The following is a 19,354-nucleotide window of genomic DNA, read 5'->3' as shown; positions in this document are numbered from 1 at the left end:
ACCATGGCGGATAACATCGAGTTTGCCAACGACGCGCCGCAGTTCGCGCATAGCCAACAGTTCCAGGACATCAAGAATGCCGCGCATGAGCATCTGCTCACGCGCATCGAAGAACTGGGCGCCGAATTCGGCCGCTGGTCGCGTCACGCGATCAACCAGTTCGTCGACCTGGAAATGGACAGCTTCGTGCGGCTGCGCCACATTCCGATCAACGAAAGCGAGGTGCGCGCGATTGCCGAGGCGCTCACCAAGGAACTCGCGGGCTTCGGGCCCATCGAGGATCTGCTCGCCGATCCCGCCGTCGAGGACATTCTCATCAACGGCTATAGCGACGTGTATGTGTCGCGGCACGGCATCCTCTCGAAGATCCAGGTGCGCTTCTCCGACAACGCGCATTTGCTGCGTATCGTGCGGCGCATACTCGCGCCCATCGGCCGGCGTCTGGACGAATCGAATCCGATGGTCGATGCGCGCCTGCCCGACGGCGGCCGTATCAATGTGGTGATCGAGCCGCTGTCGCTGGCGGGACCGATCGTCTCCATCCGCAAGTTCCGCAAGGATCCGCTGCGTCCCGACGACCTGGTGAGCAACGGCACGTTCGGCACCGAGATCGGCGCGCTGTTCGAAGCGGCCGTGCAGGCCCGCTGCAATATTCTGGTGTCGGGCGGCACGAGCTCGGGCAAGACCTCGCTGCTCAACGCGCTGGCCTTCTACATCCCCGACGTCGAGCGCGTGGTGACGATCGAGGATACCGCCGAACTCTCGCTCAATCACCCGCATGTGGTGCGGCTGGAAAGCCGCCCGGGCGGCTTCGACGGGGTAGGTGTGGTGTCGATTCGCGACTTGCTGCGCAACACGCTGCGCATGCGCCCGGATCGCATCATCGTGGGCGAAGTGCGCGGCGGCGAAGTGCTCGAAATGCTGCAGGCGATGAACACGGGCCACGACGGCTCGATGGCGACGGTGCACGCTTCGTCGCCGCGCGAGTGCCTGTATCGCCTTGAAATGCTGGCGGGCTTCGCGGGATTCCAGGGCACGGAAAGCAGCCTGCGCCGCCAGATCGCCAACGCCATCGACTTCATCGTGCAGATCGGGCGACTCTCTAACGGCCGGCGCCGGATTCTTTCGGTTACCGAAGTAACCGGGCTGGCCGATAACATCATCGCCACCCAGGAGCTGTATCGCTACGAGCCGACCACGACGCCCGATGGCGAGGAAGTCGACCGCTGGGATTCGCTCGGCATCCATCCGCATTCGCCCAAACTGGCGCGCTTCCGCCAGGCGGTGTCGGCGTCGTCGAACTTCGGCTTTGGCGGCGGGCGTGACGGAGGATTCAATGTCTAGCCTGATCGCGCTCGCTGCGGCGCTCGCGTTGTTGTGCGCGGGCGCCGGGCTGATGCTCTGGCAGCGCGCGCAGCAACGCACGTCGCGCGAGCGCGTGACCCGCTTCGTCGACAGCCGCGTGGCGGCCGCAAGCCAGGGCGCTGCGGTGGGCGCCGGGGTTGGCGTACTGGGCGCGGGTGGTTTCGCGGGCGCAGGCGGGGTGGGCGGGCAGGGTGGCGTATCGAAGGCCGATACGCTGCGCGCGGCTTACACGGGCGGCAACGCGGGCGGCAATGCGGCCGCGCGCGGCGGCGCGGCGGCGACGGGCGCGGGCAAGTCGTCGTCTGCATCGTCTGCGCCGGATTCGACCATCCAGCGCTGGCGCATGCGCGTGGCGCTCGCGTTTGCGCACACCTTGAGCCGCGCCGGCATCGTCGATGCCCGCAAGCCGCTTGCCTTCATCGGCTTCGTGACTTTCGCGCTGGTCTTGTGGGCATTGCTGCTCGGCGGCGCACCCGCGGCCGTGGCGATGCTGGCGGCGGTGACAGCATGCGTGGCTTTCGCACTGTCGATGCGCATGCAGCGGCGTCGCGCGCGGCTTGTCACGCAACTGCCGTCCTTCCTCGACGGCATCGTTCGGCTGATCGTCCTCGGCAACAGCGTGCCCGCCGCCTTCCAGGCCGCGTTGGTGACCACCGAGGCGCCGCTGCGTGACTGTCTCGATCACGTTTCGCGCATGCTGCGCGCGGGTGTCGAAATCGATCGCGCGTTGCATCAGGTGGCGCAGGTCTATCGCGCGAACGAACTCGAACTCGTGGGCGCGGTGCTGCGCCTGTCCGTGCGTTACGGGGGCCGCGCCGACGTGATGCTCGAACGCATGGCCACGTTCATGCGCGATCTCGAACAGGCCCAGCGGGAATTGACGGCCATGTCGGCGGAAACGCGCCTCTCTGCATGGGTGCTCGCGTTGTTGCCGATCGGCATTGCCGGCTTTCTCATCCTGACGAATCCGGCGTATTTCGGTTCGATGTGGAACGACGGGTCGGGGCGCAAGCTCGTCTACGTGGCGTTCGGCCTGCAAGTGGCGGGTTCGTATCTGCTGCATCGCCTCACGCGGCTCAAGGGGGGCATATGAGCCCGCACGGCATGGGTGCGCTCGCCTTGTTGCTCGCGGCACTCGGTATCGCATTGCTCGCGGCGTTGGCGTGTCAGCGCATCGTCATCGCGCGCAAGAGTACGCGCACGCTCGAACACGCGATGGCGCGCGCGGCGGCGCAGGTCCAGACCGCAACGCCCGGCGGCGCGCCGTCGCAGGCGAAAGGCACCAGCGCGAATGCCGATGCGCTTGCGGGCACGCGCAAGCGTACAGGATGGCAAGCGATCGCCGACGCGCTCGGCGCGCGCGGCGTGCGCTGGATCGATACCCCCTTGGGCAAGATGATCGTCGCCGATGAAGATCGGCGTCTGCTCGATCAATGCGGTTACGTCAACTCGCGTGCGCGCGGATTCTATTGTCTCGCCCGCCTCGCGAGTGCGTTCCTGATCGCTGCGCTGGCCAGCTGGTATGCGCTTGCCCACGGCTCGAAACCGCTCGTTTTCGGTGGCGTTGGCCTGCTGGCCGGCTTCTTCCTGCCGAAGATCGTCGTGGGACGACGCGCGCGCGCGCGTCTTGAATCCGTGGCCGACGAATTGCCGATGCTCGTCGATCTGTTGCGCCTGCTGCAAGGCGTCGGGCTGTCGCTCGATCAGAGCCTGCAGGTCTTGATCAACGAATTCCGTCTCGTGCTGCCGGTGCTCGCGGGCGAAATGGAGATCGCACAACGCCAGTTCGTGACCGGGCGTACGCGCGAGCAGTCGCTGCAACGCATGTCGACGATCTACGAGAACGAGGATCTGCGCGCCGTGATTCGCCTGCTCGTGCAGGTCGACAAACACGGCGGCGCCGTCCAGGAGCCGCTCAAACAGTTCGGCGACCGGCTGCGCGAAGTGCGCCGCGCGACGCTGCGCGAGCGCATCGGCAAGCTCACGGTGCGCATGACCGGGGTGATGGTGGTGACATTGCTGCCGGCGCTGCTGATCGTCACCGCGGGGCCCGGCATCATCGCCGTGATGCACTCGCTTTCGCAGATTCATCATTGAGGCCCTACGTCGGAACGCCATGAATACGGCCGGAAACACCATGAAGAATGTCACTGTCGTCCTGCGCCGCGCGCGCTCGTTCGCGGTCTGCGCAGGTCTCGCGGCCGCACTCGCTGCCTGTGGCACCCAGCAAGGATACGGGGTGGGCGCCCAGGCGCAGGCCGAGATGCAAATGCGCGCGGCCACCAGCAAGGACGCCGCGCCGGACACGCCGGGTATGTATCTCGGCCTGATTTCGCGCATGCAGTCCGAAGGCCTTTACTACGCTTCGCTCGCGCACATCGATGCGTTCGAGCGCCAGTACGGCAAGACGCCCGATTCGATCGTATTGCGTGCGGATGCGCTGCGTCTGACCGCTCAGGACAGTGCGAGTGCGGCAGCCTATGCGCAGTTGCTCGACACGCCGCTGGCGGCGCGCGGTCATCGCGGGCTCGGACTGCTCGCGGGTGCGGCCGGCGACTTCCACAAGGCGGCGCAGGAACTGGATCAGGCATCGCGGCTAGAGCCGACCGATGCGACGACCTTGTCCGATCTCGGCTATGCGCTGCTGCGCGATGGTGACGTGGCGCACGCGCGCGTGCCGCTGCTCAAGGCGCTCGAACTGGACTCGCGTAACGCGAAGATCGTCGCAAACGTGGCGCTGCTGTTCGAGGCGAGCGGCAACGACGCCGACGCGCAGGCCATGATGGCGCAGCAAGGTTTGCCGGCCAACGCGCGTGCGGCGGTCATGAGCGATGCGCAAAAGGTGCGCGACGTGCAGCGCGCGCGCGAAGTCGCTCAGCAGCGCGAAACAATGGAGCAGGAAGCAAAGCGTGTCGCGAAGGTCGCCGCGATGCCCGCGCCGCGCGCGCTGGCGAGCGCCCAGGGCGGCTGGCCTGGCAGCGACGTGCAGCCGCGTCTGGTGGAACGCTTCGCGCAATGACAAAGGGCGTGGGATTGAACTGACGCGCCATACGGGGAGAGACGATGAAAACCAAACACATTGAGAATACGTGCTTCGCCACGCGGCTGCGCAAGGCGGGGTTTGTGGCGGTGGTGCTGGCCGGTGCGCTCGTGACGATGCCTGCGGTGCAGGCGCAGACGCAGACGCAGACGCAGACGCAGACGCAGACGCAGACGCAGGAAAGCGCCGTACCGAACACCGAAATCGGCCATTCGACCCAGGCCTGGCTCGAGCTTCAGCGCAGCAACGCCCAGGCGGCCCCCGAATTGCCGATGCTCGGTGCGGAAGCGGGTTACGCCTGGCAGCGCTACATGAAGTCGTTCGACACGGCGATTCCGGCCAGCTTCGGCTCGACGATTCAGGCCGGCAGCGGTCAGGGCGGTGGTGGGTCGGGCTCGTCGGGTGGTGGCGGGTACTGAGATGTCCTTGCATTCTCGCCTGTTGGCTCATCCGGACGTTGCGGCGGCGCGTGAGCGCCTGCGGCGGCGGCATGCGCGAAGCGCTGCACGTCGCCAGCGCGGCTCGATCGCGATGGTGGCCGTCTTCGCGATTTTCCTGGCCGTGGCGGCGCTGGGCGTGCTGGACGTCGCGAATCTTTATCTGGCCAAACGCTCGCTGCAGAACGTCGCCGACCTCGCGGCGCTCGCCGCCGTGCAGCAGATGGACGACCAGTGCGTGCAGCCGCGAATCACCGCGCTGGCCAACGCCGCGAGTAATGGTTTCACCGCCGACGGCTCGACCAGCACGCTCACCGTGCAGTGCGGGCGCTGGGACTCGAGCAGCACGGGCGTAATGAGCTTCGTGACCACGAATCCCACGTCGCCGCTCAACGGTGCCGCGGTGACTGTGTCGACTCTCGTGCCGTACTTTTTCCTGGGACCCAAACACCCGATCACCACGACCGCCACCGCCAAGGCCTCGGTGATCGGCAGTTTCCAGGTGGGCACCTCGCTTGCCCAGGTGAATCTGCTCAACGGGCTGCTGAGTTCGTTGCTGGGGGGCACCTCGGTGACGCTCGACGCAGTGTCGTGGAACGGCATCGCCAACGCCAACGTCAAGATTTCCGATCTTGCCGCTGTGGCGACCCAGGTGGGCACATACGACGGGCTGTTGGCGGCCCAGACTTCGCTGACGGGCGGAACTTATAGCCTCGCCAACGTGCTGCTCAATGCGGTGCAGAAAGACGGCGCGCTGACCGCCGATGTGTCGGCAGCGCAGGGTGCACTCAAGGCCATAGCCGCGCTCGTACCGCAGGGCTCGCAAAATACCATCAAGCTGGCGTCGCTCACCAGCAGTACCCAGGCACTCCTGCAACTGGGCGTGGCCAACGCGCAATATGCGGCCGACGCGCAGGTGAACGTGCTGCAAATGCTGATAGCGGGCGCGGAGATTGCCGCGGCGGGCCAATCGCCCGTGGCGCTCAACGTGAGCCTGAGCGGGTTGAGTGGCTTGTTGCCCGCGAGTCTGGGGCTGACGCTGCAAGTCATCTCGCCGCCTTCGCTCGCCGTCGGCGAGCCCGGTCTCATCGCGGGAACGTCGACATGGCGGACCCAGGCGACGACCGCGCAGATCGTGCTCGGGGTGAATATCGGCGTCTCGACGCAGCAAATTCCCCTGCTCGGAAGTGTGATCGGCCTGAACATCCAGTTGCCGTTCTATGTCGTGGTCGCGCAGGGCAGCGCGTGGTTGCAGTCCGCGCAATGCGCGGCGACGCTAGCGTCCAGCACGCAGACGATCGGGGTGAGGACCGGTGTCGCCAATGTGTGTGTCGGCACGGCGCCCTCGGGCATCACTGGCAATACCCTCAGCAGCAGTAGCGCCTTCAGTTGCACCAGCACCGATGCGCGTTGGGCCGTGGCGAGCGTGTCGATCCTGGGCGTGACGGTCGCTTCGATCACGGCGCCGGCTATCGACGTGCCCGTGGTCAACGCGAGCAGCAGCACGCTGATGTTCGATGGCAACGGCAATGCGCTCGCGGGCAATTCGGTCAATTCCAACCAGATCGGCGCGGTGTTGACCAACACGCTGCAATCGCTGCTCACGCAACTGGGTCAATTGACGGAGGGTCCTAACGGCCTCGTGTTCAAGTCCCAGTCGGGCATCACCGATGTCGCAGTCAATCTCGTGCTTGCCGTCGTGGGCGGCGTGCTCGACACCACGGTCATACCCGCCCTGACCGGGCTTGTCTCCACCGTGCTCGCCCCCTTGCTCAGCGCGCTCGACACCGTTTTGCTCGGTCCCTTGCTGCAACTGCTCGGCGTCCAGATCGGCGTCGCTACCGTGACCGACTACCCGCTTGCCTGCGGCGTCGCAACACTCGTCCAATAAGAAAACACGATGCGAACCACCACCGCTATCGAGGAACTCGACCTCTACGTCTGGGAAGGCAAAGCCGACATCATCGAGCGCGTCGTGCGCTGCATGGCGAGTCTCGACGTCGAGGTGATCCGGGCCGACGACACCGCCATCTCGCCGCAGCGCATCGCCGCGCGCGCGTCGATCGCGGTGGTCAGCGTAAGCGTGATCGACACCGGCGCGCTCGTGCTGCGCGACTGGCAGGCCACCCACGGCATGCCGGTGATCTGGGTCGGGGCCGCGCCGCGCGACAACGATCCGGCCAGCTATCCCGCCGAGTACTCGCACATCCTGCCGCTCGACTTCACCTGCGCCGAGCTGCGCGGGCTCGTCTCGAAGCTCGTGGTCCAGTTGCGCGCGCATTCCGCGCAGACGGCGGGCGCCGACGTGCTGGTGGCCGAGTCCGATTCCATGCGCGCGCTGATGAAGGAAGTCGACACCTTCGCCGACTGCGACACCAGCGTGCTCGTGCATGGCGAGACCGGCACCGGCAAGGAGCGCATCGCCGAACTCCTGCATCGCAAGAATGCCCGCTACAGCACGGGACCCTTCGTCGCGGTCAACTGCGGCGCGATTCCCGATGGCCTGTTCGAATCGTTGTTCTTCGGCCACGCGAAGGGGTCGTTTACGGGCGCGGCGGTCGCGCACAAGGGCTACTTCGAGCAGGCCGACGGCGGCACGCTGTTTCTCGACGAAATCGGCGACTTGCCGCTCTATCAGCAGGTCAAGCTGCTACGCGTGCTGGAGGACGGCTCGGTCACGCGTATCGGCTCGTCCACGCCGCTAAAGGTGGACTTCCGGCTGGTGGCGGCGACCAACCGGCATCTGCCGCAGTACGTGAAAGAGGGCAACTTTCGCGCCGATCTTTACTACCGGCTTGCGGTGATCGAGTTGACGGTGCCGTCTCTGGAAGAACGCGGGGCGGTCGACAAGATCGCGCTCTTCAAGGCCTTCGTGTCGACCGTGGTGGGCGAGGAGCGGCTGGAGGCGCTGACCGAGCTGCCGTACTGGCTGGCCGACTCGGTGGCGGCGATGCGCTTTCCGGGCAACGTGCGCGAGCTGCGCAACCTGGCCGAACGGGTGGGGGTCACCGTGCGCATGATGGGGAGCTGGGATGCCACGCGGTTGCGCCGTTTGCTGGCCGGCGCGGGGGGCGCGCAGCCGGCAGTGGTGGAGCCCGCAGCACCGCTCGTGGACCGCAGCAAATGGGACATGGCCGAACGTAGCCGTTTGCTCTCTGCGCTCGACGCAAACGGTTGGCGTCGCAAAGATACGGCCCAATTCCTTGGAATTAGCCGAAAAGTGTTGTGGGAAAAGATACGGAAGTACCAAATTTTCGACGAGGAACCCGCAACCGGCGAAAGTGAGTAATAATTGTGCCGATTTGTAAATTGTGCCGATTTGTAAAATCGTAAAAATAGAACTGTTCGAAACAGGGACTTCATGGACTACAAGTGGAGAGTTCGACAAGTTGCGTTGGCCGCGCTTTTGTTGATCGGGGGTGTCGAGTCCGGCTGCGCACAACCGCTGCCCGATAGCGCAGCGGCGAACGCGGCGGCTCAAGGTACCACGCAGGATTCGGGCGCATCCGTGCAGCAGGCGCAGGCCTCGGGCGCGCAGCCGCTGCCGGGCACGTCCGCGGCGCTGACACCGGAAGAAGCGCAACAGAACGCCGCCGGTAACGTGGCCGAGTTGCAGCAGATGATCCGCGGTTCGGAGCTCAATGAGCTGCGCACGACCTACAACGGCACCTATGGCGCGAGCTTGCTGTTCTACGGCAAGGAGATGACCTATTACGTGGCGCTGTTCCAGAACAAGACGTTCTGGCGCGTCATCAAGACCAGCGACGAGACGCGTGCCGAACTGATCTATCGCGACTTCGTGACGAAGACGATCCAGCTTTCGGACGTCGAGATTCGCCGCACGCGCCTGGAAGCGCAGAAGGCGTTCACGACCCGCATGATCGCGCTCACACAGGATCACGCCAACCGCTTGCAGGCCGACCTGACGGTCGCACGCCAGCAGCAGGCGATCGTCGCCAGCCAGCAGAAGCAGACGCTCGATCAGGCCAACGCGCTGCAGGTCGAGAAGTCGGCGGCGCAGGACCAGTTGCGCACGGTGCAGCGCCAGGTGCGCGAACTGCAGCGTCAAGTGGAAGGCGGTCTGCCGGTCCATTGAGACCTGGGCAGACGGCAAGCCCCGTCGTGCTGGCGCAAGCCGGGGCGATGGGACGAATGAAAAAGGCGGGCGTCGATGACGTGCCGCCTTTTGTCATTTCTGCGGCGGGCGTGGCTCGGGTGTGGCTTAGTGCTTGCCGTGACGATGGGTATCGTGCCCCTTCTTCGCGTCGTCTTTGTGTTTGGCTGGGGGAGGCGCGGGGCGCGGATCGATCGCGATCGGATCGCTGGCGGGGAAGGTTTCCTCGAGCGCTTCGTCGAGCGGGTCTTCCTGTGAGGGCGGCGGGGATTTCGGCTTGGATGCGCTCATGGCGTTCTCCCGATGCGAAGACGGTCGCAATCAGGATAACGCAAAGGCGCGAAGCTTGAACGCAAGACGATTTGCACGCGAAGCCGCGCACGAAAACGGCGATGCGCGCGGGAGGCGCGCATCGTGTGTGGACGGCGTCGCGGCATGAAGATGCCGCTGACGCGAACCGCTTAGCTGTTGTTCGAGCCGTCCTGGCCGTTGCCGCCGTTGTTCACCGCGCCATAGAGACGGCGGCGGCGCGTGACGACGACCGGGCCGTCCTGACCCGAGCGTTCGGACGAAGGCGACGAGGACGAAGGCGACGACCACGATTCGCGCGGCTCACGGGGTTCGCGTGGTTCGCGGGACTCACGCGGCTCGCGGGGTTCACGCGGGCCGTGGCCGCCGTGATTGCCATGCGGGCCGCGGCTGGTGTGCTCGCCGTGCGAGGGGCGCGGCGTGCGCGGACCCGGACGTGTGCCGGTGTCGAGCTGAATGGTGGAGATGGCGCGTTTGTAGATGCCTTGCAGGCCGACAGGCGTGCGCAGCATCACCAGGTACTGATCGAACGACTCGATGCATCCGGTCAGGCGAATGCCATTGACCAGATAGATTTCAACGCGCTTGCGCTCTTTGCGCGCGGCGTTCATGAAGTCGTTTTGCGGGTGCGATTCTGCGGAAGGCATGGACGAATTCTGGCCGGGCGGCTCAATGCCGCAATTCAATTGGAAACGTTTGCTGGCCGGGATTCTACCTTGTGCCGGCCAAGCGCGCGTGCGTGGACATACTTTACTGTAGAACTATACCGGCTCGCGGCCGGCCCGGCAGTTTGCCGGCGGGTGTGCAGCGTTGCGTCCCCGTGCATGACGAGTCGAAGATGGCCATGCGAACGTGCATCAATTCCGCAATTGCGCAGATGGCGCGCGAGATTCGCGCAGTCGGCACAATGTCGAAACAATACACGAAAGCGGGGCACGATCTGTGACAGTTGGACGCAGATGCGACCCGTACGTTCAACAGCGTAGTGCATGACGAGAATGAATGCGCGACGAATTCCCTCTGGATTTACGCCGGATTCCCGTCACATGACAGGCCGATGCTACACGCCAATCCCGCGTTTTCGTGCTCGCGTGTCCCGCGCGCCTGTTGCAGTTTGTTACCTGTTTCCCTCCCAACCCGCCGCCGCACCGGTCACGTCATTAGCGCAAATAGTGCCGGCTCACGCGCCGATCCACCGTGCGGCGTCGCACGTGCCTGACTGCGACGCCGAAAAAAAATCTTCTCGCCGATCACGCGCGCCGGGAATAAGCCCGCGGCTCGTCCCGTTTTACAAACATGTCGATGCGTGCGCTTCGCACCGCCTCGGCTGAAACGGCAATTCGCTATCCCAGGCATTCATGCCGACGCTGCGTGGTTCTCTGGCATCGCGCAGCGGCGCGCGCACCCGGACGGGAGATCGTCATCATGAAGCGTACTCGCAGTGTTCTTGCGTATTTCCTCAGCCTCGCGTTGACAGCATTGATCGCGGTGTCCGGCGCGGGTCTGGCGGCGTGTAGCGACATGAATTCGGGCGGTGGCTCGTCGAGCAGTTCGTCTGGCAGCTCAGGCGGGTCGTCAGGCGGTTCCTCAGGCGGCGGCTACTGAGCGGCGCGCATCGTGTTCGGCCGTCCGTCCCCGGAATTCGAAGCGCAGGTGGTCGCTCAACTTGCACGCATGCGCCGCTATGCGCGCACGCTCACGGGCGACGCCGCCTGGGCCGACGACCTCGTCCAGGACGCCGCCGAGCGCGCGCTCTCGCGTGCGTCCTCGTTTCGGCCCGACAGCAATCTGCGCGCATGGCTGCTGACGATTCTGCGCAACATCTATATCGACCAGCTGCGCGGGCGTCGTGAAATCGCCGTGGACGACGAAAGCGCGCCGTGGCGCGCGCTGGAAGCGCCGCAGGGCGAGGTCGATGGACTCGTGCTGCGCGATCTCCAGCGCGCGCTCTATCAGTTGCCGGCGGCGCAGCGTGAAGTGTTGCTGCTGGTCTGCGTGGAGGAACTCAGTTATCAGGAGGCATCGGCGGTGCTCGGCGTGCCCGCGGGCACCGTGATGTCGCGGCTGTCGCGCGCGCGCGAGCATCTGCGCGCGCTGCTCGACAGGGATCCCGCGCAGGACCCGGTACGGCATGGCGCGCCGCTCAGGGTCGTGGGCAAGGTCGGGGACAAGACAGTGGGGACGATGCGATGAACGACGACGATCTCGAACGTGAGCGCGCCGCAGCGCATCCAGCATCGGCAGCCGTGCCTTCGGCCGTGCCCGATGCGGATCTGGCCGATCTCGTCGCGCTCGGCGCCTTCGTGGACGGCGAGTTGCCGCCCGGGACGCACGCGGCGATGCAGGCGCGGCTGGACAGCGACGCGCTGGCCGCACAGCGCGTGCGCGCCTGGCGTGCGCAGAAAGCCGCGCTCCAGGCGCTCAGCCGCGCGGGCGACAAGGCAGGCGAGGGCGAGTCACCCGCGTGGGTGGTGCTGCGTCGTCGTGATCCGTGGTGGCAGCGCGTGGGCGTGGCGGCGGCATGGGCGGTCGCGGGCGCGGGCTTCGCCACAGCGGCGGCCTCGCTATTGCCGCAATGGGCACCGCAGCTCGCGGGCCACGCCAGCGCGGTTGTGGCGAGTGAAGGGGCCAACGCAGGGGACAACGAAGGGGCAAACTTCGCCCGCCGCGCCGATGTTGCCTACGCGGTCTATTCGCCGGAGGTGCGTCATCCCGTGGAAGTCGGCGCCGCCGACGAGGCGCATCTCGTGGCGTGGCTCTCGAAACGACTCGGCCGGCCGCTGTCGATTCCGCCGCTTGGCGAATACGGCTATACGCTCGTGGGCGGCCGGCTGCTGCCGGGCGCGACGGGGCCGGCGGCGCAGTTCATGTACCAGAACGACGTGGGCGAGCGCCTGACGCTCTACGTGAGCGCGTCGGGTCGCGAGCGCGACGCCGTGCATCTGCTGCGCGACGGCAGCCGCCGCACCTTCTACTGGAGCACTGACCGCATGGGCTACGCACTCTCGGGGCCGGATTCGGAGGGGCGTCTGCGCAATATCGCCTATGAGGTGTGCGGCGCGCTCGGCGGCACCTCGGCGCAGTGGTGATGACGCACGCCTCCCGCATTCCCCACGCTCGCCTCGTGCCGCCATGAGCCCCGGCCCTGTCCTGCCGCCCGGCCTGAGCGCCGCGCGTTTTGGCCGTGCGCTCGCCGCCTTCGAGGCGATCGTCGGTGCGCCCAACGTGTGTCGCGAAGGCGCGGCGCTCGCGCCGTACTTCGATCCGTTCGCGCCCGTGGCGGATGCACGCGCGTTCGCCCCCGCGGCGGCGTTGCTGCCCGCCAACGTGGACGAGATCCGCGCGATCCTGCGCGTGGCCAACGCCGCGCGCGTGCCCCTCTGGACCGTTTCGACAGGCCGCAACTTCGCCTACGGCGGCGCCGCGCCGCGTCTCGCGGGCTCGGTCGTGCTCGATCTGCAACGTCTGAACCGCATTCTCGATGTCGATGAGCGTCTCGCGTGGGCGCTCGTCGAGCCGGGTGTGAGCTATTTCGATCTGCATGCGCATCTGCGCGAGCGCGGGCTCAAGCTCTGGGTCGACCCGCCCGCCGCGGGCTGGGGCAGCGTGATCGGCAACACGCTCGAGCGCGGCTTCGGCTACACCGCATACGGCGACCACGCGGCAACGCAATGCGGCATGGAAGTCGTGCTCGCGAACGGCGACGTGGTGCGCACCGGCATGGGTGCACTCGATGCGGGGACGTATGCCGGCACCGCATGGCCGCTCTACAAGCCGGGCTACGGTCCCTCGTTCGATACGCTCTTCATGCAATCCAATTACGGCATCGTGACGAAGATGGGCCTCTGGCTGATGCCCGCGCCCGCGGCGTATCGGATCGGCGAAATCCAGTTCGCGCGCGAGGACGATCTCGGCGCGATTGTCGATACGCTGCGCGCGTTACAACTGCGCGGCACGATCACGCAGCATGCCGTGGTCGAAGGCGCGATCCGGCGCGCGGCGAGCATTGCGCCGCGTGCGCGCTGGTACGCGGGCGAGGGGCCGATGCCGGAAGAGGCCATCGCGGCCCTTCAGCGCGACCTGGGCATCGGGCGCTGGAACCTGCATTACGCGCTCTATGGCGAGCCGGAGGTGATCGACGTGCAGCAGCGCATCGTGGAGCGGGCGTTCGCGGCGGTCGCGGGCGCGCGCATGCTATCGGCCCGTTACGCGGGGAACGAGGAGCCGCAGGGCGGCGGCGATCGCAACATGGCGGGCATCCCGACGATGAGTGCGTTTCGCATGCTCGACTGGCGCGGCGGCGAGGGCGCGCACGTCGACTTCTCGCCGCTATGTCCCGCCGACGGCCGCGACGCCATGCGCCAGTACACGCTCGTCAAGACGCGCGCGGCGGAATATGGCTTCGACTACTACGGCGGCTTCACGGCGGCGGGGCGCCACCTGCATCACGTTTTCGCGGCGATCTTCGCGCGCGCCGACGCCACCCAGGCGACGCGCGCCGGCGATCTGCTGCGCGCGTTGATGAGCGATGCACGCGCGGCCGGCTACGGCGTCTATCGCTCGCATCTGCTTTACATGGACTACGCGGCCGCGCAATACAACTTCAACGACGGCGCGTTGCTGCGACTCGCGCAGACGGTCAAGGACGCGCTCGATCCGCAGGGCGTGCTCTCGCCCGGCAAGCAGGGCGTGTGGCCCGAGCGATGGCGTGGCGAGCGCGGCTATACCTGACTGGCCATGACTGGCGATGTGTCGACGAGGAGCGAGCCATGAAGCGGCGAACCTTTCTGGTGTCGATGAGCGCGGCGGCGTTGCCGGGCGCGCGTTTCGTTGCGTCCCCGTGCGCCGCCACGCGCATGGCACTCTATGACCCGGCGCTCGTGCAAGGCCGTTTGCTCGCGCGCCATGCTGCTTGTACGGGGCTGCCGGCGCTGGCCCTCGACGACGACATCGGCGCGCTATGGCATGCGCAGCGCGCGCGGCTCGCAGCCCATGCTGGCAGGCCCGCGATCGTGCTGTGTGCGCTGCGTGGTTCGGATCGCTTTGTGTTCGAACGGCTCGCCACGCCGCGCGGCGTGCTGGTGATCGATGCGAACAACGCGAACGATAGTTGGCGATCCTAAGTGGATGATGCCTTCGCCAGTTTGCGGATCTCCTCGTCGCGCAGCTCGCGGCGCAGGATCTTGCCGACATTGCTCTGCGGCAGCGCCTCGCGAAACTCCACGATGCGCGGCACCTTGTAGCCCGTGAGCTGCTGGCGGCAGAACTGGATCAGCGCGTCCTCGGTGAGCGCAGGGTCGCGTCGCACGACGAACACCTTCACGCGCTCGCCCTGCACGGGGTCCGGCACGCCGATCGCCGCTACCTCGCGCACACCAGGATGCTGCGCGATCACCTCTTCGATCTCGTTCGGATACACGTTGAAGCCCGAGACCAGGATCATGTCCTTCTTGCGGTCGATCAGGCGGATATAGCCGCGCGCATCCATCACGCCGATATCGCCGGTGGCGAGCCAGCCGTCGGCGACGAACACCCGCGCGGTTTCGTCGGGACGGTTCCAGTAGCCGCGCATGACCTGCGGACCTTTCACGCACAACTCGCCCGGCTCGCCGAGATCGGCCCACGTGCCATCGTCGCGGCGCAGGCGCACCTGGGTCGAGGGCGCGGGCAGGCCGATCGAGCCTTCGAAATCGGCGAGATGCGCGATGTCGACGGGGTTCAGCGTCACGATCGGCGAGCATTCCGTGAGGCCGTAGCCTTCGACGATGGGCTTGCCGGTGACCGCCTTGAAGCGATCGGCAATGGCCTTCTGCGTGGCCATGCCGCCCGACATCGCGAGCTTCAGGCCGGAGAAGTCGCGCTGGCGGAATTCCTCGTTGTCGAGGAAGGCGTTGTAGAGCGTGTTGACGGCGCTGATGCAACTGAAGGTCTCATGGCGCAGGATCTTCATGACACGCTTCGTGTCGCGCGGATTCGCGATCAGGATATTGCGTCCGCCGAGCGCCATGAAGATCAGCGCATTGATGGTGAGCGAATAGATGTGATAGAGCGGCAGCGGCGTGACCACGGACTCGGCGCCGCTGTCGAGCTGGCCGGCGAGCCAGGCCTTGGCTTGAAGCACGTTCGCGAGAATGGTGCCGTGCGTGAGCATGGCGCCCTTGGCCACGCCCGTGGTGCCGCCGGTGTATTGCAGGAAGGCGAGGTCGTCGCGCTGCGCAACGGCCGGGGCACGCGGCGCGCGTGCGCCTTTGTCGAGCACGTCGAGCAGCCGCAGCGCGTGCGGCAGCCGGTAGGCCGGCACCATCTTCTTCACATGCCGCAGCATGAAATTGATGAAGCGGCCCTTGAGATTGACGCCTTCGCCGAGCAGATCGCCCAGTTGCGTGATGACGATGCGCTCGATCGGCGTGCCGGGCAGCGCGTCTTCGAGGGTCTTCGCGAAGCTCTCGAATACGACAATGGTTTGCGCGCCGCTGTCCTTCAACTGATGCGCGAGTTCCCGCGCCGTGTAGAGCGGATTGACGTTGACCACGATCGCGCCGGCCTTGAGCGCGCCGAACAGCGCGACCGGATACTGGAGCGTGTTGGGCAGCATGATCGCCACGCGGTCGCCCGGCAGCACGCCCGCGCCTTGCAGCCATGAGGCGAACGCGGTGGCCTTGCGCGCAAGCGCGCCATAGGTCATCGGCGAGCCGGCGCTCACGTAGGCCACGCGCTCGCGAAAGCGCGCGGTGCAGTCGTCGAAGAACTGTACGAGCGAGGCGTACTGCCTCACGTCCACTTCGTGCGGCACCCCCGGCGGGTAGGAGGCGTACCAGACGCCATCCGTGTTGGGGGCTGCCGGGGCGGTGGTGCTGGCGTGTTCGTCGGCGAGTGTGGCTTCGGGCCGGGGCGGTTGCGGCGTTTCGCTCATTATGGTTCTCCGGGCAGGCGTGGTCCTGGGCCGTGGCGGGCGGGGTGGCAGGGGGTAATGGTGCGAATGCGCGTTTCGGTGCGCCAGCATCGTGCATGGCGCATCCATCATGCACCGGGCGGCGCGCGTTGGGCAGACGGAGTTTCCCTGCCGACGCGCGGCGCCCAAACGAAAGGGCCGTGCGGGTGGTACCCGGCACGGCCCTCGTTGGCGGCTCGCGCCGCTTGAGCGTCAGGTGGCCGCTTGCTTCGCGGTCTGCGTCATGTCGATGCCGCGGCGCTCGCGGCTGAACAGGATCAGCACGGAGATCACCACAGCAACCGTACCTGCGACGATGGCCATCGCCATCCCGTAGTTCTGGTCGTGCGTTTCGGCGAGCGACGCTTGCAGCGTGGCGTTCACCGAGGCGAACAGATTGCCGAGCTGATAGACGAGGCCCGGGAAGGTCGCGCGTACTTCATCGGGCGAGATTTCGTTGAGGTGCACCGGAATCACGCCCCATGCGCCCTGCACCGAAATCTGCATGAGGAAGGCGCCGAGCGCCAGCATCACCGGACCCGCCGAGAAGGCCCACAGCGGCAGCACCGGCAGCGCGATCAGCGCGGCGATGCAGATGGCCTTGCGGCGGCCGATCTTTTCGGATATCGAACCGAAGAACAGGCCGCCCACGATCGCGCCGATATTCAGCACGATGGTGATGAGCGAGACGGTGTGCGGATCGAAGTGATGCTGTTCGCGCAGGAAGGTCGGATAGAGATCCTGGGTGCCATGCGAGAAGAAGTTGAACGCCGTCATCAGCACGATCGCGTAGATCGACAGGCCGAGATTGTGCTTGAGCGTCGAGAGCAGGCTCGGGCGCGCGCGCTTTTCCATTTCCTTCCAGGCCGGCGATTCGGGCACGTGGGAGCGCACATAGAGCACGAGCAGCGCGGGCAGCACGCCGATGAAGAACATGCCGCGCCAGCCGACATGCTGATAGAGCACGCCGAACACCACGGAGGCGAGCAGGTAGCCACTCGGATAACCGGCCTGCAACAGACCCGACACGATGCCGCGCGATTTGGGCGGAATGGTTTCCATCGTGAGCGCCGAGCCCACGCCCCATTCGCCGCCCATCGCGACGCCAAACAACGCGCGCAGCACGATAAAGGTGGTGAGGTTGGGGGAGAAGCCGGTAAGCAGTTCGAGCAGCGAGTAGCACGCGATGTTGACCATCAGCGTGGGGCGGCGGCCGTAACGGTCGGCGAGCCGCCCGAAGATCAAGGCGCCGATCGGGCGCATCGCGAGCGTCAGCGTAATGGCAAAAGCGACGGCCGGAATCTTGGTGTTGAATTCAGTGGCGATATCTTTCAGAACGAAAACCATCAGAAAGAAATCGAATGCGTCGAGCGTCCACCCCAAATACGCTGCGATCGTGACGTTTTTCTGCTCTCGCGTCCAGCTCATGTCATTGTTCTCCTTGGATTCCCGCGCCCGGCCGTCTCCTGGCATGGCGTCGGTGGCTCGCTGAGCCCCGCTCGGCAAGCTTCGTACGAGTGTACGCCCGGCATTAAACATTTGCATGAATGTCGGGCGCAACCCGTACTAATCCCTGGGGAAATGCTTTATCTGAACCTTTCAGATGAACGTATTGTGCTTTTAAAGTAATTGAAATGTAATTTTAATGAAGCCCAATATAAATCTGTCGTGAATGACCCTGAGGTGTTTTAGTTGGTCATCCTCATTGCCTGTTTCATGAATGCGCACGGCGCTGCCTGAGTTGCTCGAGTTGCGTCAGCCAATCGGCCGCTTGAGCGATCACGCCGCTCCAGTCGCCCATCGCCGTTTGCCTCAGCACGTGGGCCGACGCCATCCACGGCGTGCGCGCGCCATGCCGGCCCCAGCGCCATTCGCCGGTGGGATTGACCAGCACGGCGGTCGGTTTGCCGGTCATGGTCGCGAGATTCGCGACGCCTGCATCAACGCTCACAACCGCGTCGAGTTGCTCGATACAGGCCGTAGTGTCGGCAAAGCTCACGATGCCGGGGGCGTAGTGCGCGACGTTGCCGCGCGGCGAGCCGCTTTTCATTTCGGAAGTGGGATGGTGCAGGCTCACGAACTGGATATGGCGGGTGAGATCCTGATCGAGCGTGAGGCGCTCAAGTGCGTCGATCGGCAGGCTGCGCAGTCCGGCCCAACTGCGCTCCTTGCTGCGCATCTGGGCTTCGTGACGCTGCGCGCAATCCCAGAACACGCCTACCAGCGCCTTGCCCCGATGCTGCGCGCGCAGCGACTGTGCCCAGACCGAAGCGCTCTCGCGCTGGGCATCTGGCGCACGCAAGAAGGCGGGAAAGTAGGGCGCCGGCTGTGGCGCGTCGCGCATCGCAAGCATCGGCAGATGCAGCAGGGTGGCCTGCAGCGTCGGCGCGAACGCCTGGACGGCCGGCAGCAGGTCGTCGCCGCAAGGCGCAAAGAGCGCAAGCGGGCGGTTGGCCGCCACCACCTGGCAATCGGGCAGGGACGCCTCGATCACACTATGGATCGCCGCATCGCAGGTCACCATGATCTCCGCGCCAGCTTCGCGCCAGTGGCGCAGGCTGCCGAACAGCATGAACTGATCGCCGTAACCCATTTGATGCGTCACGAGCACGCGCTCGCCGCGCAGGTCGCGTTGGCCGCTCCACATCGGCACGTCGCTATGGCGGTAGCTGCCGCTGTCGCCGCAGTTACGCCAGATCCACTGAACAAAGCCGCTTGGGTCGCCCTTGCTGAGCAACGCTTCGGCCAGCCACTTGCGCGCACGCAGCTTGTCGGGGTGCGAGTCCGCTTCCGGTTGCTGGACGGCCTGATGGAGCACGGCGATGGCGAGGTCGACGTCGCCGCGCAGATAAAGATCGCGGCCGAGCCGCCCTAAGTAGAAGGCTGGCTCCCAGTTCAGCGCGGCGAAGTCGAGCCAGGTTTGGGCGGCCTGGGCGTGATGGCCACGCAGGCGTAACGCGCGCGCCCGTGCATGCACGAGGCTGCGGTTGCGTGGATCGAGCGCGAGGCCTTTTTCGCTCCAGGGCAGCATTTGTTCGTCGCGCCGGACCTCGACAAGCGCGTGGCAGATCTGCTCGAGCAGTGCGGGATCGGCCGGCTGGCGGGCGTGTGCGACAAAGGCCTCGAGGAGGCGGTGTTCGGGATCGTGGGGCATGGCT

The 19,354-nt window shown here is 66.1% G+C and carries 18 protein-coding genes; 13 read left to right on the top strand and 5 right to left on the bottom strand.

The genetic code is table 11. The annotated features are described in order from the left end of the window. The first annotated feature begins 3 nt into the window (after positions 1-3). The 8 genes from U5782_RS26710 (at position 4) to U5782_RS26675 (ending at position 8,938) form a co-directional block, all read left to right on the top strand. On the top strand, positions 4-1,344 hold the full coding sequence (locus tag U5782_RS26710) for a CpaF family protein (RefSeq protein ID WP_322046897.1): 1,341 nt from the start codon (positions 4-6) through the stop codon (positions 1,342-1,344). After that, on the top strand, positions 1,337-2,458 hold the full coding sequence (locus tag U5782_RS26705; RefSeq protein ID WP_322046896.1) for a type II secretion system F family protein: 1,122 nt from the start codon (positions 1,337-1,339) through the stop codon (positions 2,456-2,458). The genes U5782_RS26710 and U5782_RS26705 overlap by 8 nt, the downstream gene beginning before the upstream one ends. After that, on the top strand, positions 2,455-3,462 hold the full coding sequence (locus U5782_RS26700; protein WP_322046895.1) for a type II secretion system F family protein: 1,008 nt from the start codon (positions 2,455-2,457) through the stop codon (positions 3,460-3,462). Before U5782_RS26705 ends, U5782_RS26700 begins: the two co-directional genes overlap by 4 nt. Positions 3,463-3,502: 40 nt before the next feature. Then, the gene (locus U5782_RS26695; RefSeq protein ID WP_322046894.1) at positions 3,503-4,384 is read left to right on the top strand and encodes a pilus assembly protein; all 882 of its coding nucleotides are present in this window, start codon (positions 3,503-3,505) and stop codon (positions 4,382-4,384) included. Positions 4,385-4,428: 44 nt separating this feature from the next. Further along, positions 4,429-4,824, top strand: a complete 396-nt coding sequence (locus U5782_RS26690) for a DUF3613 domain-containing protein (RefSeq protein ID WP_322046893.1) — start codon at positions 4,429-4,431, stop codon at positions 4,822-4,824. Position 4,825: 1 nt separating this feature from the next. Next, the gene (locus tag U5782_RS26685; RefSeq protein ID WP_322046892.1) at positions 4,826-6,733 is read left to right on the top strand and encodes a pilus assembly protein TadG-related protein; all 1,908 of its coding nucleotides are present in this window, start codon (positions 4,826-4,828) and stop codon (positions 6,731-6,733) included. A gap of 9 nt (positions 6,734-6,742) precedes the next feature. Continuing rightward, entirely contained in the window at positions 6,743-8,131 is a 1,389-nt protein-coding gene (locus tag U5782_RS26680; protein WP_322046891.1) for a sigma-54 dependent transcriptional regulator, read from the top strand. A gap of 72 nt (positions 8,132-8,203) precedes the next feature. Continuing rightward, positions 8,204-8,938 (top strand): DUF2968 domain-containing protein, encoded by a 735-nt coding sequence (locus U5782_RS26675; RefSeq protein ID WP_322046890.1) that lies wholly within the window; start codon positions 8,204-8,206, stop codon positions 8,936-8,938. A 126-nt stretch (positions 8,939-9,064) separates the two neighbouring features. Here the strand turns inward: U5782_RS26675 and U5782_RS26670 are convergent, their stop codons facing one another. Together U5782_RS26670 and hfq are read right to left on the bottom strand one after the other, a co-directional pair. Continuing rightward, positions 9,065-9,247, bottom strand: a complete 183-nt coding sequence (locus U5782_RS26670; RefSeq protein ID WP_322046889.1) for a hypothetical protein — start codon at positions 9,245-9,247, stop codon at positions 9,065-9,067. A 170-nt stretch (positions 9,248-9,417) separates the two neighbouring features. Further along, positions 9,418-9,912: an RNA chaperone Hfq gene (hfq, locus tag U5782_RS26665; RefSeq protein ID WP_322046888.1), complete on the bottom strand. Its 495-nt coding sequence runs from the start codon at positions 9,910-9,912 to the stop codon at positions 9,418-9,420. Between the two features lie 778 nt (positions 9,913-10,690). Between hfq and U5782_RS26660 the strand changes: the two genes are divergently transcribed. The 5 genes from U5782_RS26660 (at position 10,691) to U5782_RS26640 (ending at position 14,388) form a co-directional block, all read left to right on the top strand. Next, on the top strand, positions 10,691-10,870 hold the full coding sequence (locus U5782_RS26660) for a hypothetical protein (protein WP_322046887.1): 180 nt from the start codon (positions 10,691-10,693) through the stop codon (positions 10,868-10,870). Between the two features lie 69 nt (positions 10,871-10,939). Further along, positions 10,940-11,458 (top strand): sigma-70 family RNA polymerase sigma factor, encoded by a 519-nt coding sequence (locus U5782_RS26655; RefSeq protein WP_415914415.1) that lies wholly within the window; start codon positions 10,940-10,942, stop codon positions 11,456-11,458. Further along, positions 11,455-12,354, top strand: coding sequence for an anti-sigma factor (locus tag U5782_RS26650; RefSeq protein WP_322046885.1), 900 nt, complete (start codon positions 11,455-11,457; stop codon positions 12,352-12,354). The genes U5782_RS26655 and U5782_RS26650 overlap by 4 nt, the downstream gene beginning before the upstream one ends. A 43-nt stretch (positions 12,355-12,397) precedes the next feature. Beyond that, complete coding sequence (locus U5782_RS26645; protein ID WP_322046884.1) at positions 12,398-13,996, top strand: FAD-dependent oxidoreductase; 1,599 nt, start codon at positions 12,398-12,400, stop codon at positions 13,994-13,996. Between the two features lie 38 nt (positions 13,997-14,034). Continuing rightward, positions 14,035-14,388, top strand: a complete 354-nt coding sequence (locus U5782_RS26640) for a hypothetical protein (protein ID WP_322046883.1) — start codon at positions 14,035-14,037, stop codon at positions 14,386-14,388. Here the strand turns inward: U5782_RS26640 and U5782_RS26635 are convergent. The 3 genes from U5782_RS26635 to U5782_RS26625 form a co-directional block, all read right to left on the bottom strand. Continuing rightward, positions 14,385-16,178 carry an AMP-binding protein gene (locus U5782_RS26635; RefSeq protein ID WP_322046882.1) on the bottom strand — a complete coding sequence of 598 codons (1,794 nt, stop codon included), beginning with the start codon at positions 16,176-16,178 and terminating at the stop codon, positions 14,385-14,387. The genes U5782_RS26640 and U5782_RS26635 overlap by 4 nt on opposite strands. A gap of 231 nt (positions 16,179-16,409) precedes the next feature. Next, positions 16,410-17,624 carry an MFS transporter gene (locus tag U5782_RS26630; RefSeq protein WP_322046881.1) on the bottom strand — a complete coding sequence of 405 codons (1,215 nt, stop codon included), beginning with the start codon at positions 17,622-17,624 and terminating at the stop codon, positions 16,410-16,412. A 286-nt stretch (positions 17,625-17,910) separates the two neighbouring features. After that, entirely contained in the window at positions 17,911-19,350 is a 1,440-nt protein-coding gene (locus U5782_RS26625; protein WP_322046880.1) for a hypothetical protein, read from the bottom strand. Positions 19,351-19,354 lie beyond the last annotated feature (4 nt).

This window comes from Paraburkholderia sp. J67 (assembly GCF_905220265.1).
In the GTDB taxonomy this organism is placed as follows: domain Bacteria; phylum Pseudomonadota; class Gammaproteobacteria; order Burkholderiales; family Burkholderiaceae; genus Paraburkholderia.
The sequence above is the reverse complement of the archived record's forward strand: the minus strand, read 5'-3'. Positions and strand labels throughout refer to the sequence as shown.

What these genes read in the sequence shown, in the direction of transcription:
- U5782_RS26710 (WP_322046897.1), top strand. Translation starts at nt 4, where the DNA reads ATGGCGGATAACATCGAGTTTGCCAACGACGCGCCGCAGTTCGCGCAT.
- U5782_RS26640 (WP_322046883.1), top strand. Translation starts at nt 14,035, where the DNA reads ATGAAGCGGCGAACCTTTCTGGTGTCGATGAGCGCGGCGGCGTTGCCG.
- U5782_RS26690 (WP_322046893.1), top strand. Translation starts at nt 4,429, where the DNA reads ATGAAAACCAAACACATTGAGAATACGTGCTTCGCCACGCGGCTGCGC.
- U5782_RS26670 (WP_322046889.1), bottom strand. Translation starts at nt 9,247, where the DNA reads ATGAGCGCATCCAAGCCGAAATCCCCGCCGCCCTCACAGGAAGACCCG.
- U5782_RS26700 (WP_322046895.1), top strand. Translation starts at nt 2,455, where the DNA reads ATGAGCCCGCACGGCATGGGTGCGCTCGCCTTGTTGCTCGCGGCACTC.
- U5782_RS26695 (WP_322046894.1), top strand. Translation starts at nt 3,503, where the DNA reads ATGAAGAATGTCACTGTCGTCCTGCGCCGCGCGCGCTCGTTCGCGGTC.
- hfq (WP_322046888.1), bottom strand. Translation starts at nt 9,912, where the DNA reads ATGCCTTCCGCAGAATCGCACCCGCAAAACGACTTCATGAACGCCGCG.
- U5782_RS26680 (WP_322046891.1), top strand. Translation starts at nt 6,743, where the DNA reads ATGCGAACCACCACCGCTATCGAGGAACTCGACCTCTACGTCTGGGAA.
- U5782_RS26660 (WP_322046887.1), top strand. Translation starts at nt 10,691, where the DNA reads ATGAAGCGTACTCGCAGTGTTCTTGCGTATTTCCTCAGCCTCGCGTTG.
- U5782_RS26655 (WP_415914415.1), top strand. Translation starts at nt 10,940, where the DNA reads ATGCGCCGCTATGCGCGCACGCTCACGGGCGACGCCGCCTGGGCCGAC.
- U5782_RS26625 (WP_322046880.1), bottom strand. Translation starts at nt 19,350, where the DNA reads ATGCCCCACGATCCCGAACACCGCCTCCTCGAGGCCTTTGTCGCACAC.
- U5782_RS26630 (WP_322046881.1), bottom strand. Translation starts at nt 17,624, where the DNA reads ATGAGCTGGACGCGAGAGCAGAAAAACGTCACGATCGCAGCGTATTTG.
- U5782_RS26635 (WP_322046882.1), bottom strand. Translation starts at nt 16,178, where the DNA reads ATGAGCGAAACGCCGCAACCGCCCCGGCCCGAAGCCACACTCGCCGAC.
- U5782_RS26645 (WP_322046884.1), top strand. Translation starts at nt 12,398, where the DNA reads ATGAGCCCCGGCCCTGTCCTGCCGCCCGGCCTGAGCGCCGCGCGTTTT.
- U5782_RS26650 (WP_322046885.1), top strand. Translation starts at nt 11,455, where the DNA reads ATGAACGACGACGATCTCGAACGTGAGCGCGCCGCAGCGCATCCAGCA.
- U5782_RS26675 (WP_322046890.1), top strand. Translation starts at nt 8,204, where the DNA reads ATGGACTACAAGTGGAGAGTTCGACAAGTTGCGTTGGCCGCGCTTTTG.
- U5782_RS26705 (WP_322046896.1), top strand. Translation starts at nt 1,337, where the DNA reads ATGTCTAGCCTGATCGCGCTCGCTGCGGCGCTCGCGTTGTTGTGCGCG.
- U5782_RS26685 (WP_322046892.1), top strand. Translation starts at nt 4,826, where the DNA reads ATGTCCTTGCATTCTCGCCTGTTGGCTCATCCGGACGTTGCGGCGGCG.